Here is a 14,994-nt window from a genome sequence, read left to right on the forward strand (position 1 = left end):
GGCGAGATTTACCCCGACCGAGCGCGTGGCCGGCGACTCTCAGAGGTGACCGAGCGCACGGCCGCCGACTCTCAGAGGTGACCGAGCGCACGGCCGCCAACCACTCGGCATACTGAAGGCAGGTCGGTCTGCGGAAGGAGCCCGTGATGGTGCGTCAGATGATCGGCATCCTTGGTGTTCTTGCCATGGTCACGGCCTGCAGCTCTGCGGACGAGCCCGGCCCGTTCGACAACAGGGCACAGACGAGGCCGGAGCTGGTGGTGGCCGACCCGACCACGGTGAGCGCCGGGGACCTGGTGGAGCTGAGCTTTCCGCAGGAGACGGAGCGGGGCGTGCCCTGGGTCCTGGAGGAACAGGACGGCGACACCTGGCACCAGCGCTACCTGCTGTGGTCCGACGGCAACGGTGGCACCCCGGACTGGGTCGGTCACGAGGATGAGGAGCGGTGGGGCTGGGACGGTGTGGGGGTCAGTGGGCCGGGACCCGACACTGTGTTGGTGCCGGACACCGCCGCTGCGGGGCACTATCGACTGTGCACGGCCAACGCTCGCGAGAACTTCTGTGCGGAGCTCGAGGTCACTGGCTGAGTGTCTTTCGTTGGGCAAGGTTGCTCTTCAAGCGCTGGCGTGTGCTCAGTGTGGCCTGGGCGAGTTGAGCTGCCCAGCAAAATCCATGCGGTCGATCATCTCCAGGAAGCGCGCCAGCAGGGGCAGGTCATTGTCCTTGCGCCAGGCGAGGACGAGATCGCTGGAGACGACGGGCCAGGCCAGCGGCTTGTGAACAGCCCCTGTGACCTGGATGTGGCGGACCGACTCTGGGGCCAACGCCACACCGAAGCCGGCAGCCACCAGGCTCACCAATGTGGAGGTCTGGGTCACCTCTTGGACGATGCGGGGAGAGAAGCCGGCCGCGCGGCAGGTGTTGATTGTGAGTTCGAACATCGTCGATCCGTATCGGCTGGGGTACGTCACGAACGGGTCCTCAGAGAGTTCGCCCAGACGGATAGCGTCCTGACCTGCGAGGCGGTGGTGCTGCGGGAGCAGCACTGTGATCGACTCGGCGCAGATCACGCGCGAGGCAAGCTCAGGGCCGGTCAGTTCCTGACGGCCGAAGCAGAGGTCGAGTTCGCGGGTGAGCAGGGCCTGCTCCTGGGCGGGCGTCAGCATCTCTCCTTGCGCGTGCAACTCAGCGCTGGGGAACTCCTCGTGGAAACGCTTTGCGACGATGGGCAACATCGAGTACGTATTGGATCCGGTGAACCCGACTGCCAGCCTGCCGGTCAGTCCGTGTGCCGCGCGGATTGCCACGTCGCGCGACTTGTCGACCATCGCCAAGATGGCCCTGGCCTCGACCTCAAACGCGCGACCTGCCTCGGTCAGTTTGACTGAACGCGTTGTGCGGTGGAACAGATCGGCGCCGATCTCCTTCTCCAATTGGCGGATCTGTCGACTCAGGGGCGGTTGCTGCATGTGCAGCCGTTCCGCAGCCCGATTGAAGTGAAGCTCCTCGGCTACAACCACGAAGTAGCGAAGGTGCCGGATCTCCATCGTGCCAGCATGGCACAGTGGATCGTGCCAGCGCGGACCGACGGCGGCCCCGGCATCGGCCTCTGGGTGTGCGCGTTGTGACCGGTTGATGCGCGGTCCAGCAGGCATTTGGCCCTCCGTCGTAGCCCGGCTTTTCGTCAGACGCGGAGGCGGCGCTCAGCGGTTGGAGCGGGTTCAGCAGCAGTGACCTGACCTTGGTCGATGAGGTCCTGGATCTCAGTTGGGTCCAGCCCCAACTCGGCTAAGACGGCACGTGTGTCCTGTCCCAGCACCGGAGGCGCCGATCGCATTGAGGGGGGTGTCTCCGACAACTTCACGGGGGATCCGACACTTCTCACGAGGCCCACGTGTTGGTGCTCGAGTTCGACGATCATGTCCCGCTCACGCAGCAGGGGGTCTGACAACGCCTCTCCGATGGAGTTGACGCGGGCGGCCGGCACGGCGGCGGCATCCAGCCGCTCAAGCCAGGCAGCCGTCGTGTCCGTGGCCAGAACCTGCTCGAGCTCATGGCGCAGGTCGTCCCGATGTGCGACCCGCAGCGGGTTGGTCTCGAACCGTGGGTCGTCAACTAGCTGCTCGACGCCCAGGGCGGCAGCCATTCTGTCCCACATCGCGTCGTTGCCGGCTGCCAGCATGAGGAGCCCATCGCTTGTGGCGAAGGCCTCGGAGGGGACGATGCTCGGGTGGCCGGTGCCGTAGCGAGCCGGGACCCCACCCGAGGCGAACCAAGCGCCTGCGACGTTGGACAGCCAGGAGACCTGTGCATCAAGCAGGGACAGATCTATCCACTGACCCCTGCCGGTCGCTGTGCGGTGGTGCAGCGCTGCCAGGGTGCCGATGGCAGTCCAAAGACCCGCACTGATATCGGCACTGGCCACGCCCACTCGGGCCGGGCCCCCGTCCGCCTCTCCAGTGATGCTCATCAGCCCGCTGCGAGCTTGCATGATCGGGTCGTAGCCGGGCTTGTCTGATTCAGAGCTCTTGTGTCCGTAGCCGCTGATGGACGCATAGATGACACCCGGGTTGGTCCCCCGCACGGCCTCATAACCGAGCCCAAGGCGCGCAGCGACCCCTGGCCGGAAGTTCTCCACGATGACGTCCACCTCGGCGGCGAGAGTCCGGGCGATCTCGCGGCCGCGGTCGGACTTGAGATCCAGGGCGAGACTGCGCTTGTTGCGGTTCACGCTCATGAAATAGGCAGACTCTGATTCGACGAACGGGGGGCCCCAGTGCCTCGTGTCATCCCCGCGCACGGGATCCTCGATCTTGATCACGTCCGCACCCAAGTCCGCTAGGACCATGGTCGCGAACGGGCCAGACAGGACGCGGGTCAGGTCGAGCACCCGGATGCCAGTGAGAGGGCCAGTGGGGTTGCTCTCAGCCACCGAAGACACCCCCAGCGCGGCCCAGGGATCTGCCGCCATCGATGACTAGGTTGTGGCCCGTGATGTAACTCGCGTAGTCACTGAGCAGGTAGACCGACGCGTCGGCAGCCTCCTGGCGGGTGAGCATTCGTTTGAGCGGAATCGCCTGGACCTGTTCGTCCCACTGCCCCTCCCCGCCGAACAGGAAGGTCATGGCACCGGTGCCTTCGGTCGGTCCTGGAGTCATCACGTTGACTCTGATGTTGTGCTCGGCCCAGGCGACCCCCAGGGACTTGGTCAGGGCGATGACCCCGGCCTTCGCCGACGTCGAGTGGACCGTGCTTGGGCCGCCGATCATTGCGGCGGTGGTGCCGATGCTGAGGATGGAGCCGCCGGCGCCACGCTCGATCATGTGTTGGCCGACGACCTGGGTGAAATTCCAGGTGCCATCCAAGACGATTCGCACGACGGCAGACCAGGCGTTGGGCGAGAGATCCTCGGGCTTGGCCTGGAAGTTGCCCGCTGCGCTGTTGACCAGGTGATCGATCTGCCCCCACCGCGCCAGGAGGTCAGCCACCGTCGCCTCGACTGACTCTCGATCGCGGACGTCAACCGAGTGGGTCGTGATCTGAGTACCGTGCTCACGAAGGCGAGTTGCTGCAGCGTCGAGCTGGTCTTGTTTGCGACCGACGATCGCCACATCGGAGCCGAGCCTGGCCAACTCGGTGGCGATTGCCTCGCCAATCCCGGAGGAGCCGCCTGTGACGACTGAGACTCGGCCGGAGAATGTGCCTTTGGGGAGCATCGTTGGTTTCCCACCTTCAAGAACCTGCAGAACCTGGACGTGGCGAGTGGACCCGCCGTTCGATCCAACGTAGGTAGGGATCAGAGATACCCACAAGGACCCATTTGTGCGGTCATTGATACCTGAACGTGAATCGAAACGGAATCGTCGGCGTTTCCGCTGGTGGTTGGCGATCAATACCCAAGCGGTCCTGATTGGTCCCGAAAGAGGTCCTTCACAGGATCAGTGTCGAGGGTTCATCGTTGGGCAACCGGATCGTCAGACCCCGACTCGAGGAGCCTCGCAATGGCGCGACACACAACTTTGGCAGCAGTGGTGGGAATGGTGGCCCTTACTGGTCTCTCCGCCTGCGGAAATGGCGGCAGCGCTGGTGGCGGTGACGCCGCCGACTACCCCAGCAAGACCGTACGTCTCATCGTTCCTTACCCCGCTGGTGGTGGCACGGATATCGCCGCCCGGGCAGTTGCCCCGTGCCTCGAGGGGCAACTTGGAGAGACGGTCATCGTCGAGAACAAGGCTGGTGGCAGCGGTGCCGTCGGCACGACAGAGCTGATCAGTCAGCCTGCCGACGGGCACACGCTGGAACTGGTGCTGACCAGTTCCGCCGTAGTGACTCCACTGAGCAATGACGTCGGCTACACCCTTGAGGACCAGCAGGCGATCGGTCAGGTGGCTTCCTTCCCGTACGTCATCCTTGTAAATGGTGAGTCTTCCTACACGACTCTTGAGGACCTGTTGACCGCAGACGCGGATCTCAAGGCAGCCGCGCCAGGCGCGGCCTCGCAGGGCACCCTCGAGCTCGAAGCGGTGAAGAAGGCGGGAGCTCCCATCACTTTGGTGCCGTTCGACGGCACAGCAGGTGTAAAGTCCGCGCTGCTGGGAAATCAGGTCGACTTCGGCACCGCGGTCGTTGACGACGACCTGCTTCAGCAACACGAGAAGGGCACCTTGCGGATCCTGGGCGTCACCTCCAAGGACCGGGTGGATTATCTTCCTGACATTCCTGCAGTCAACGAGATTGCCGGCTTTGAGGATCTCGGTGCAGGCACGTCTTACTTCGGTATCGTGGCGCCGGCCGGCACGCCTGAGGACATCACGACCGTGTTGAGTGACAGCCTTGAGGGGTGCCTTGCCGAAGACTCTGTGCGCGAGATCATTGGCCCTGACTTCGTGAGTGACACGTATGTCGACGGCCCGACACTCCAGAAGGAGTTCGAGGAGCAGTCGAAGGCATACTCAGCAGTCATCGGCGGTTGACCCGATGCGACAGCACGCCTACCGATTCGGCGCCCTCGCAATTTTGGCGCTTGGCGCTGCAGCTGCCCTGGGTGCTGTGCAGCTCGGCCTCGGCGGTCTGTCGGCACCCGGGTCTGGCCTGTGGCCGTTTATCACCGCGCTGGTCATTATTTTTTGTGGCCTCGTGCTGGTCGCCGAGGACACTCCGGATGACTACGAGGAGTGGACTCGTCGCTCGGGCAAGGTGGGGCTCGCCTTCGTTGCGCTGGGCGTCTTCATCGTGATCCTGCCGATCCTGGGCGTCATCCTCTCGGCCGTCCTCCTCCTCACCTTCTGGATCCATTTCCTCTCCAGGGAACCGTGGCCATTGACGGTCGTGCTCGCGGTGCTGGGGGCGGTCGGTCTTTACCTGGTCTTCGGCCAGTTCCTAGACGTGCAGTTCCCGATCGGTGTGATCGGCCAGCAGACCGGAATGGAGTTTGGGCTCTGATGGACATCTTTGACGGGATAGCCACCGGCTTTGCGACCGCAGCGACCCCACACAACCTGCTGTACGTCTTCATCGGCGTGCTCATCGGCACGGTGATCGGAGTGCTCCCAGGTCTCGGCCCCTCAGCGACAATCGCACTGCTGCTGCCGCTCACCTACACGCTCGAACCAGCCACCGCCATCATCATGCTGGCAGGCATCTACTACGGATCGATGTATGGCGGGACCATCACTTCGGTCCTGCTGAGACTGCCGGGCGAGGCAGCCTCTGTGGTAACCAGTATCGATGGGTACGAGATGGCCAAACAGGGGCGGGCTGGCCCTGCGCTGGGTATCAGTGCGGTGGGATCCTTTATCGGTGGCATGGTTGCTGTCGTCGGTTTGATGTTGCTTGCACCGACACTCGCGGAGGTCGCCGTCGGGATCGGTCCACCGGAGTTCGTCGCGCTCGCAGTGCTCGGTCTTCTCCTAGTCACCTACCTGGGCACCAGGCACCCCTTCAAGAGTTTGGCCATGGCAGCCGTGGGACTCCTGCTCGCGACTGTAGGGCAGGACCCGATCACCGGTGCCACGCGCTTCACCTTCGGTCAGCTCTCTCTGATCGATGGCTTCGACTTTGTGGCGATCGCCATGGGCCTCTTCGGCGTGGGCGAGATCCTGCACGCCATCGAGCAGGATCAGACAGTCAAGGCGTTGACATCCAAGGTCAGGAACATCTGGCCGACCCGTCAAGACTTCCGGGACTCGGCGGCGCCAATTGCGCGCGGTTCCGTGCTCGGCTTCTTCATCGGCGTCCTCCCCGGCGGTGGCGGCGTCGTCTCCTCCCTGGCGTCCTACGGTGCTGAGAAGAAGTTCAGCAAGAACAGCCGGCACGAGTTCGGCAAGGGAGCGATCGAAGGAGTGGCTGGCCCTGAGACGGCCAACAATGCCTCGTCGACGTCGGCCTTCGTCCCGCTCTTGACCCTTGGTCTGCCCTCCAACGTTGTCCTTGCCCTCATCTTCGGAGCACTGACCATCCAGGGGATCACTCCAGGCCCGTCGCTCATCGACGACCACCCCGACATCTTCTGGGGCGTCATCGCCTCCATGGTGATCGGGAACATCATCCTGCTGATCCTGAACGTGCCGCTGGTGGGCATTTTCGTGCAACTGCTTCGGGTCCGACCGGGGATCCTCGGTGCCTTCGCGCTCCTTATCACGTTGGCCGGTGTCTACTCGATCAACAGCGACCTCAACGACATGTGGGTCGTTCTGGGCTTCGGGATCTTGGGCTGGCTGATGAAGAAGACGGGTTTCGAGCCCGGTCCCCTCGTGCTGGCGTTCGTCCTGGGTCCGATCCTGGAGGGTTCCTTCCGGCAGTCGATGTTGCTCTCAGACGGCAGCCTGGGCATCTTCATCCAGCGACCGGTCGCCGGCGTCGTCTTCGGACTCATCGCGGTCTTCCTCGTGTGGAGCACTGTGATGGCCCTGCGTGGTCGCTTCACGAGCGGCAAGGAACTGATCGAGCACGCAGCCATGGATGACGACGAACTGGAGGCGCTGGGCGTCGGTGCCGATGAGCCGAAATCGGACTCCACCCCACCAGCCACGACGCGACACGCAAAGGATGATTGACATGGGACTGCTACAAGACAAGGTGGCTGTGGTCACCGGCGGGGCGCAAGGTATCGGACTGGAGATTGCGCGTGCGCTCATCACCGAGGGTGCGAAGGTCGTGATCGGCGACATCAACCAGTCCGGCGGAGCGAGTGCGGTGCAGGCACTGGGAGGTTCGGATGTGGCCAGGTCCGCTGTGTGCGACGTTCGGTCGTCGGAGCAGATCGAGGCCTTGCTTGATGCTGCTGAGGAGACCTTCGGGCCGGTTGACGTCATGGTCAACAACGCGGGTATGACCCGCGACGCCACGATGCGAAAGATGACGGAATCGGATTTCGACGATGTGATCGCGGTGCACCTCAAAGGGTGCTGGCTCGGCACCCGAGCCGCCGCCGCACGAATGCGCGAGCGAGGCACTGGGTCGATCATTAACGTCAGTTCGATCTCTGGAAAGGTTGGCATGCTGGGGCAGACGAATTACTCAGCTGCCAAAGCAGGCATCGTGGGACTCACGAAGGCTGCCTGCAAGGAAGTTGCTTTCAAGAATGTGAGAGTCAATGCAATCCAGCCTGGCTACATCCGCACCGCGATGACCGAGGCGATGCCAGACCATGTGAAGGAGTCCAAGATCGCTGAGGTGCCTATGGGGCGACCGGGGGAGGTCGAGGAGGTGGCCAGCGTCGTCGTCTTCCTAGCTAGCGACATGGCCAGCTATATGACTGGCACGGTCCTAGAAATCTCCGGCGGACGACACATTTAAGTCATGCGCACCTTCAACACCTTGTCCGATTTAGCGGGCGCAGTTGGCGAGCATCTCGGGCACAGCGACTGGATTGCCGTGGAGCAGGACATGATCACTGCATTCGGGGAGGTCACCGGTGATCAGCAATGGATTCACAGTGATCCAGCACGCGCCGCATCCGGGCCGTACGGCACCACGGTTGCTCACGGCTATCTGATTCTGTCCTTGCTACCGGTCCTGACCGCCCAGCTCTATGAGGTCCGCGGAGTGTCCGCGACGATCAACTATGGGCTGGACCGGGTGCGATTCCCTTCACCTGTCCGGGTTGGTTCGCGCATCCGAGTTGGTGCAGAGATCGTGTCGGTTGAACCCGGCTCTGGACATGCCACCCAGGCGGTCGTGCGCATGACCGTGCAGGTCGAAGGAGTGGACCGACCGGCTTGCGTCGCGGACACCGTGCGACGGTTTGTGCCCGACGCAGGTGGGGCCAATGGCTGATTTGCCAACAGCAGAAACGCTGCTCGTCGACCGCGACGGAGCAGTCGTCACCTTGACCCTTAACAGGCCACACAGCAAGAACGCTCTCGATGACCCCACTGTGCAGCGATTGCAGGATGAATTGCGGGGTGCACGCGACGACACCGATGTGCGGGTTCTGATCCTTGCCGGTAGTGGAGGCGATTTTTGCTCTGGTGCTGATGTCGGGGGTGATCGGAAGGAAGGCCATCCCGTCGACCGCATGCGTTGGTTCGGGGACACGGCCATGCTGTTGGCGGAGTTTCCGAAGCCCGTGATCGCTAAGGTCCGTGGTGTCGCAGTTGGGGCTGGATGCAACTTGGCCCTGGCTGCTGATTTTGTCGTGGCAACGCCGGAAGCACGGTTCTCCCAGATCTTTGGCCGTCGTGGACTGTCACCTGACTTCGGTGGAACTTGGCTGTTGCCGCGCACGGTGGGGCTGCTCCAAGCCAAGCGGCTCGCGCTGCTGGCCGAGATCATCAGTGCCGAGGAGGCGTCGCGGTTGGGCATGGTCACGTGGATCAGGCCTGCTCACGAGATCGACACCTTTGTGGAGGATCTGGCGTCTCAGTTGGCGGCTGGCCCACCCGTGGCGATGGCTCTGACCAAGTCCATGCTCAACCAAGCCTCGACGCAGAGTCTGCGCGAGGCGCTGGACAACGAGGGGAGGGTCGCTGCCATTAATCTGGCAACGGACGCCATGGCCGCTCGACAGGCTTTCGTGGACAAGGTCGAGCCCACATTCTCAGGGAGTTGGCACGTGGATACGACGTTGCGGGCGGACCCTTCACCGCACGATGAAGCGGTCGATGTCAACGGCGATTCTGATTGAGACTCATGATGTCCTAGTGGGGTAGACGCAGGCATTGGAATCATCTCAATTGGACCCGCTAGCGTGGGGCCAGGGTCAGAGGGAGGTGCACGTGAAGATCACGCAGATCGAGGCGATACCGTTCGCGATTCCCTACGCCAAGACGCTGAAATTCGCGAGTGGCGAGGTGCGGACGGCCGACCACGTGTTGGTCCGGGTGCACACCGAGGACGGGCTGGTCGGCACGGCTGAGGCGCCGCCGCGGCCCTACACCTACGGCGAGACGCAGCAGTCGATCGTCGCGGTGGTCGACACCATCTTTGCCCCGCAGATCACCGGCCACTCTGTGCTGGAGCGCGAACAGATCCAGGCGATCATGCACCGCACGGTCGGCAACCCGACAGCCAAGGCCGCAGTCGACATGGCGATCTGGGACGTGATCGGGCAGGCCCTGGACGTCTCGGTCAGCCAGTTGCTCGGCGGGTGGACCGACCGGATGCGGGTCAGTCACATGCTCGGCTTCGACACACCGGACAAGATGGTCGCCGAGGCCCAGGCCATCCACGAGCGCTGTGGCATCGCGACCTTCAAGGTCAAGGTCGGTCGTCGCCCGGTGACCCTCGACGTCGACGTTGTCCGCGCCCTGCGCGAGCACTTCGGCGACGCCGTCGAGCTCTACATCGACGGCAACCGCGGCTGGACACCCTCGGAGTCCGCCGACGCACTGCATCGCATGGCCGACCTGGGACTGACTCTCGCCGAGGAGCTCTGCCCAGCTGACGACATACTGGGTCGTCGGTGGTTGGTGCGCCAGTGCCCGGTGCCTTTTGTCGCAGACGAGAGCGCCACCACCCCCGGTGAGGTGACCCGGGAGCTGCTGGACGGCAACGCCAACGCCCTCAGCATCAAGACCGCCCGCACCGGTTTCACTGTCTCGGGGCGGATCCTGGGACAGGCAGAGGGACTGGGCGTCGAGGTCGTGATGGGCAACCAGATCGACGGGCAGGTCGGCACGCTGTGCTCCGTGGCCTTCGGTGCCGCCCACCGGTCGACGTCCCTGCGCGCCGGCGAGCTGTCCAACTTCCTCGACATGAAGGACGACCTGCTGGCTGAACCCCTGCAGATCACCGACGGCACCCTCGCCGTGCGGCCCGGCCCCGGACTGGGGCTGCAGATCGACGACGACAAACTCACCCACTACCGCCAGGACACCTGAGCGGTCCAGCAACGAACCCAGCAGTCACCGAGGCGAAGGAGTCACCATGACCGACCAGAACACCGACGACGAGACCCAGGCCCGCGCCGCAGACTCAGGCGCCGGTGCGACCGCCGCCTTCCAGAGCAAGACGGGCCAGGGCGCCGGGTTGGAGGACGTCACCCCGGAGCGAGTCAACACGCTGGCGACCGAGGTGCTGACCGCGGTCCACGACACGATCCGCAAGCACAAGGTGACCTATGCGGAGTATGACGCGCTCAAGGCGTGGCTGATCTCCGTGGGGGAGGACGGCGAGTGGCCGCTGTTCCTCGACGTGTGGGTCGAGCACGTCGTCGAGGAGGTCGCCAACGAGGACCGCGAGGGGACCAAGGGCAGCATCGAGGGCCCCTACTACGTGCCGAATGCTCCGGAGCTGGCCGCCGACGCGACGCTGCCGATGCGCGAGGATGAGTCCGGCACCGCCTTGACGTTCCAGGGTCAGGTGACCGCCGTTGGTGGCGCCCCGATCCCGGGCGCGAAGGTTGAGATCTGGCAGGCCGACGCGCAGGGCTTCTACTCGCAATACGCCCCCGGCATCCCGGAGTGGAACCTGCGCGGCACCGTGATCGCCGACGAGCAGGGCCGCTATCAGATTGGGACCCTGCAGCCGGCGCCCTATCAGATCCCAACCGACGGCTCCTGCGGCAAGTTGATCGCGGCGGCCGGCTGGCACGCGTGGCGACCGGCTCACCTGCACCTGAAGGTCTCGGCGCCCGGGTGCCAGCTGATCACCACCCAGCTCTACTTCCCCGGCGACCCGCACAACGAGGACGACATTGCCTCGGCCGTCAAGCCCGAGCTGATGCTCGACATCCAGCCCGCGGAGTCCGGCGAGGGCAACCAGACGACCTACAACTTCGAGCTCGACCCGGCCTGAGTCGGCCCGCCGGGCCACACCCCAGCCCACACCACCCACGACCCATTCGACAGGAGGCGGCAGTGCTCTACGCCGTGAAGATGGACGTCGCGATCCCGCGCGACCTGGACCCCGAGGTGCGCGCCGAGACCGTGGCGCGCGAGAAGGCCTACAGCCACGAGCTCCAGCGCGGCGGTGAGTGGGTGCACATCTGGCGGATGGTGGGGCAATACTCCAACCTCAGCATCTTTGACGTGGCCAGCAACGAGCGGCTGCACGAGATCCTGTGGAACCTGCCGCTGTTCCCCTATATGACAATGGAGATCACGCCCTTGGCCCAGCACCCGTCCGACATCGCGGTGGAGTCATGATGGGCGGGGCCCCCGCGGCCGGAACCGACATCGTCATCTGCTCGCCGCTGCGCACGCCGGTCGGCGGCTTCCTAGGGTCTCTATCGTCGCTAAGCGCGGCACAGTTGGGCACCCAGCTTATGAAGGTGCTCGTCGAGCGCACGAGGCTCGGTGAGGACGACGTCGACGACGTGATCATCGGCCAGGCCAACTCCAACGGTGATAGCCCTGCCCTCGGCCGCATCCTGGCTCTCGACGCTGGGCTCGGGACGGGTGTGCCCGGCGCACAAGTTGACCGTCGGTGCGGCTCGGGACTGCAGGCCGTCCTATATGCCGCGATGCAGGTCAGCACCGGCGGCTCGGCCCTGGTGGTGGCTGGGGGAGTCGAGGCGATGAGCCAGGTCGAGCACTATGCGACCCTCCGCCTCGGGGTGCGCAGCGACGTCCAGTTGCAGGACCGCCTGGCGCGGGCGCGCGTGACTGCCGGTGGTGTGAACCACCCGGTGCCCGGCGGGATGATCGAGACAGCGGAGAACCTGCGCCGCGAGTTCTCGATCAGCCGGGAGGACCAGGACGCCCTGGCCCTGCGCTCGCAGCAGCAGTATGCCGCGGGCCTGGCCGCCGGGAACTTCGCCGACGAACTGGTGCCGGTCGAGGTCAAGGGCCGCAAGGGCACGACGATCGTCGACACCGACGAGCACCCGCGACCGGACACCACCATGGAGGTGCTGGCCGGGCTGCGGCCGATCATGGGCCGATCAGACCCGGACGCCACGGTCACCGCGGGCAACGCCAGCGGCCAGAACGATGCTGCGGCCCTGTGCGTGGTCACCACTCGCGCCGACGCGGAGCGACGCGGGCTGGAGCCGTTGCTCGCCCTGCGGTCGTGGGCCGTCGCCGGTTGCGGGCCCGAGGTGATGGGCATCGGACCGGTGCCGGCGAGCGCGCAGGCACTGTCTCGTGCCGGACTGTCGATGGCTGACATGGACCTGATTGAGCTCAACGAGGCTTTCGCGGCGCAGGCTCTGGCCGTGACCAGGCAGTGGCAGCTCAGCGACGCCGACTGGGAGCGGGTCAACGTCAACGGATCCGGCATCTCGATGGGGCACCCCGTCGGGGCCACCGGCGCCCGCATCCTGGCCACGATGGCCTACGAGATGCGTCGCCGCGGCAGCCGCTACGGCCTGGAGACGATGTGCATCGGTGGCGGCCAGGGACTGGCCGCGGTCTTCGAGGCGGCATGAGCGCCGTCGAGGTGCACCACGAGGAGGTGCGCGGCCCCTCGGTGGCCGACGACGCCCCGGTCGTGGTCCTGTCCAACTCGCTCGGGTCCGACCTGTCGATGTGGGACCCGCAGGTGGCCGCGCTCGCAGAGCACTTCCGGGTGGTCCGTTATGACACCCGAGGGCACGGACGCTCCCCGGTGCCGGACGGGCCCCACTCCATCGACGACCTCGTCGATGATGCCGTCGCGCTGCTGGACCGTCTCGGTGTGGAGCGTGCCCACTTCGTGGGGCTATCGCTCGGCGGGATGACCGGCATGCGCCTGGCCGCGCGAGAGCCCGACCGGGTTGATCGCCTGGCGCTGCTGTGCACTGGTGCGGCGATGCCACCGGCCTCGAACTGGACCGATCGGGCCGCGACGGTGCGTGGGGGCGGCACCGGCGTCATCGCTCAGGCTGTGGTCTCGCGCTGGTTCACCGAGAGTCTCCGAGGGCAGTCGCCGGATCGGATCGCGAGCTTCGAGGCGATGGTGGCGGCGACCCCGGCCGAGGGCTATGCCGGGTGCTGCGAGGTCATCGCCGAGATGGACCTCACTGGTGATCTGCCCTCGATCCGGGCTCGCACGCTGGTGCTGGCCGGTGAAGACGACCCAGCGGCACCGCCGAGCATGATGGCGGCGCTCGCCGAACACATCCCGGACGCCGAGCTCCTCGTGGTGCCGCAGTCGGCACACCTGGCCAATGTTGAGCAGCCGGAGACGGTCACCGAGGCCCTGGTGCAGCACCTGACTGCGGATTGAGGTTTCTGGGCCAGGACTGAGAGGGCCGCGCCTCCGCGGCTCGCGCCCTCGCCGTAGGCGCACTTCACCGGCGCGAGCTGAGCTGGTCGAGCGGTGCGGCCAGGTGCACCCAGCCCAGCCAGACGTTGGAGGTCTCGCCCTGGATCCGCATCCGGTCCTCCTTCTCACGCAGGTCCAGGGCACGGTCCTGCGTGGAGTCGAACAGCACGTACTCCGTGTCTGCTGTGCCACCGGACGCGCCTCCGATGATGCCCCGCCCGGAGAGCGTCTCGTCGGCCTGGATCATGGCAAACAGGATCGGGTTGCGCCCCGCGTCGGTCAGGGTCTGGATCACCTGCAGGCGGCCGTTGTTGGGGTTGACCCGCACGGACTCGACCCCGGCGCTGATGTGCGCGCCGTTGGCGTGAATGCTCGGCCAGCCCTCCGGGTCGGAGAAGCGCACCACGCACCCGCTGATCAGGACGTCGCTGCCGGGGATGGGATCGGTCATGAACTCGTTGGTCATGGGAGGCGACGTTACCCAGATGTCATGTGTGGGGCCTGTTGGTCGGGGCAGCGCTCCGCTATTTTTGGGGGCAGTGGACCTCAGTCACGAGGTGGCGCGGCACTCACCCAGGAGCACGTATGCCGAACACTCCCGTCAGCGCGTCAGGCAAGCCCCCGCGCGTGCCGCCTCGGTGGTTCGTCACCAGGGCGTGGAAGGTGCACCGGGCGCTCTATCGGCTGATGCCTGGCACGGCCGCGCTGAGCCGGGCCAAGCCGGGCAAGTGGGGGACCATGCGGCTCACCGTGCTCGGTCGGCGCAGCGGTCAGGAGCGCAGTGTGATCCTCGCCTACATCGAGGACGGTGCCGACATCGTGACGATGGCGATGAACGGCTGGGGCGAGGGCGAACCCGCCTGGTGGCTCAACCTGCAGGCCCACCCGGAGGCGACCCTTGAGCTCAAGGACGGAGGTCCCCGGCCGGTGACGGTGCGTCGTGCCGAGGGCACCGAGCACGAGCGGCTCTGGGACCGATATCGCGAGGTCGAGGACGGCAAGCTGGACGGTTATGCAGCGCAGCGCTCCACGCCGACATCGCTGGTGATCCTGTCCCCGCGGGCCCGACGCGAGCATTCAACCTGACGCGAGCATTCAAACCGGCGACGTCGGAGTGACGATTGCATCGCTGCTGGTCAGCGACCTGCGGATGCTCGATCTTGCCGACGTTGCCTGTTCGGGTGCACGCGGGGGACCAGGTGCTCGTGCGCTCGGTGGCCGGTGGGATCGCAACACCGTGCGCTCGGTGGCCGGTGGGATCGCAACACCGTGCGCTCGGTGGCCGGTGGGATCGCAACACCGTGCGCTCGGTGGCCGGTGAGACCAGGCGCTCGCGCGCTCGGTCGCGTGGGGGGTGGGTAACTA

At 65.5% G+C, this 14,994-nt stretch carries 17 protein-coding genes; 13 read left to right on the top strand and 4 right to left on the bottom strand.

Annotated elements, in window-relative coordinates:
• The first annotated feature begins 146 nt into the window (after positions 1 to 146).
• The gene (locus NF556_RS06955) at positions 147 to 587 is read left to right on the top strand and encodes a hypothetical protein (RefSeq protein WP_252594816.1); all 441 of its coding nucleotides are present in this window, start codon (positions 147 to 149) and stop codon (positions 585 to 587) included.
• 45 nt (positions 588 to 632) lie between these two features.
• Here the strand turns inward: NF556_RS06955 and NF556_RS06960 are convergent, their stop codons facing one another.
• From NF556_RS06960 to NF556_RS06970, 3 genes are all read right to left on the bottom strand, one after another.
• Positions 633 to 1,547: a LysR family transcriptional regulator gene (locus tag NF556_RS06960; protein WP_252594818.1), complete on the bottom strand. Its 915-nt coding sequence runs from the start codon at positions 1,545 to 1,547 to the stop codon at positions 633 to 635.
• 137 nt (positions 1,548 to 1,684) lie between these two features.
• Positions 1,685 to 2,932 (bottom strand): CaiB/BaiF CoA transferase family protein, encoded by a 1,248-nt coding sequence (locus NF556_RS06965; protein WP_252594820.1) that lies wholly within the window; start codon positions 2,930 to 2,932, stop codon positions 1,685 to 1,687.
• The gene (locus tag NF556_RS06970) at positions 2,925 to 3,716 is read right to left on the bottom strand and encodes an SDR family oxidoreductase (RefSeq protein ID WP_252594822.1); all 792 of its coding nucleotides are present in this window, start codon (positions 3,714 to 3,716) and stop codon (positions 2,925 to 2,927) included. The genes NF556_RS06965 and NF556_RS06970 overlap by 8 nt, the downstream gene beginning before the upstream one ends.
• Positions 3,717 to 4,001: 285 nt before the next feature.
• Here NF556_RS06970 and NF556_RS06975 point away from each other — a divergent pair, with 285 nt between their 5' ends.
• From NF556_RS06975 to pcaD, 11 genes are all read left to right on the top strand, one after another.
• Positions 4,002 to 4,973, top strand: coding sequence for a tripartite tricarboxylate transporter substrate binding protein (locus NF556_RS06975; protein WP_252594824.1), 972 nt, complete (start codon positions 4,002 to 4,004; stop codon positions 4,971 to 4,973).
• A 4-nt stretch (positions 4,974 to 4,977) separates the two neighbouring features.
• Positions 4,978 to 5,442: a tripartite tricarboxylate transporter TctB family protein gene (locus NF556_RS06980; protein ID WP_252594826.1), complete on the top strand. Its 465-nt coding sequence runs from the start codon at positions 4,978 to 4,980 to the stop codon at positions 5,440 to 5,442.
• Positions 5,442 to 7,055 carry a tripartite tricarboxylate transporter permease gene (locus NF556_RS06985; protein WP_252594828.1) on the top strand — a complete coding sequence of 538 codons (1,614 nt, stop codon included), beginning with the start codon at positions 5,442 to 5,444 and terminating at the stop codon, positions 7,053 to 7,055. Before NF556_RS06980 ends, NF556_RS06985 begins: the two co-directional genes overlap by 1 nt.
• A gap of 1 nt (position 7,056) precedes the next feature.
• Complete coding sequence (gene fabG, locus NF556_RS06990) at positions 7,057 to 7,797, top strand: 3-oxoacyl-ACP reductase FabG (RefSeq protein ID WP_252594830.1); 741 nt, start codon at positions 7,057 to 7,059, stop codon at positions 7,795 to 7,797.
• A 3-nt stretch (positions 7,798 to 7,800) separates the two neighbouring features.
• Positions 7,801 to 8,277: a MaoC family dehydratase gene (locus tag NF556_RS06995; RefSeq protein WP_252594832.1), complete on the top strand. Its 477-nt coding sequence runs from the start codon at positions 7,801 to 7,803 to the stop codon at positions 8,275 to 8,277.
• Positions 8,270 to 9,127, top strand: coding sequence for an enoyl-CoA hydratase/isomerase family protein (locus NF556_RS07000; protein WP_252594834.1), 858 nt, complete (start codon positions 8,270 to 8,272; stop codon positions 9,125 to 9,127). The genes NF556_RS06995 and NF556_RS07000 overlap by 8 nt, the downstream gene beginning before the upstream one ends.
• Positions 9,128 to 9,218: 91 nt before the next feature.
• A complete protein-coding gene (locus NF556_RS07005) occupies positions 9,219 to 10,322 on the top strand; it encodes a mandelate racemase/muconate lactonizing enzyme family protein (RefSeq protein WP_252594837.1) in 1,104 nt (367 codons plus the stop codon).
• Between the two features lie 46 nt (positions 10,323 to 10,368).
• Positions 10,369 to 11,238 carry a catechol 1,2-dioxygenase gene (gene catA, locus NF556_RS07010; protein WP_252594839.1) on the top strand — a complete coding sequence of 290 codons (870 nt, stop codon included), beginning with the start codon at positions 10,369 to 10,371 and terminating at the stop codon, positions 11,236 to 11,238.
• A 62-nt stretch (positions 11,239 to 11,300) separates the two neighbouring features.
• The gene (gene catC / locus NF556_RS07015) at positions 11,301 to 11,588 is read left to right on the top strand and encodes a muconolactone Delta-isomerase (protein WP_252594841.1); all 288 of its coding nucleotides are present in this window, start codon (positions 11,301 to 11,303) and stop codon (positions 11,586 to 11,588) included.
• Entirely contained in the window at positions 11,588 to 12,811 is a 1,224-nt protein-coding gene (locus NF556_RS07020; RefSeq protein WP_252594842.1) for an acetyl-CoA C-acetyltransferase, read from the top strand. The genes catC and NF556_RS07020 overlap by 1 nt, the downstream gene beginning before the upstream one ends.
• Positions 12,808 to 13,590 (top strand): 3-oxoadipate enol-lactonase, encoded by a 783-nt coding sequence (gene pcaD / locus NF556_RS07025; RefSeq protein WP_256829788.1) that lies wholly within the window; start codon positions 12,808 to 12,810, stop codon positions 13,588 to 13,590. Before NF556_RS07020 ends, pcaD begins: the two co-directional genes overlap by 4 nt.
• Positions 13,591 to 13,654: 64 nt before the next feature.
• On the opposite strand, the gene NF556_RS07030 is transcribed toward pcaD, so the two are convergent.
• Positions 13,655 to 14,095 (bottom strand): hypothetical protein, encoded by a 441-nt coding sequence (locus NF556_RS07030; protein WP_252594844.1) that lies wholly within the window; start codon positions 14,093 to 14,095, stop codon positions 13,655 to 13,657.
• A gap of 119 nt (positions 14,096 to 14,214) precedes the next feature.
• Here NF556_RS07030 and NF556_RS07035 point away from each other — a divergent pair, with 119 nt between their 5' ends.
• On the top strand, positions 14,215 to 14,715 hold the full coding sequence (locus NF556_RS07035; protein WP_252594846.1) for a nitroreductase family deazaflavin-dependent oxidoreductase: 501 nt from the start codon (positions 14,215 to 14,217) through the stop codon (positions 14,713 to 14,715).
• Positions 14,716 to 14,994: the final 279 nt, after the last annotated feature.

Origin of the sequence: Ornithinimicrobium faecis (assembly GCF_023923225.1) — a bacterium.
Lineage (GTDB): Bacteria > Actinomycetota > Actinomycetes > Actinomycetales > Dermatophilaceae > Ornithinicoccus > Ornithinicoccus faecis.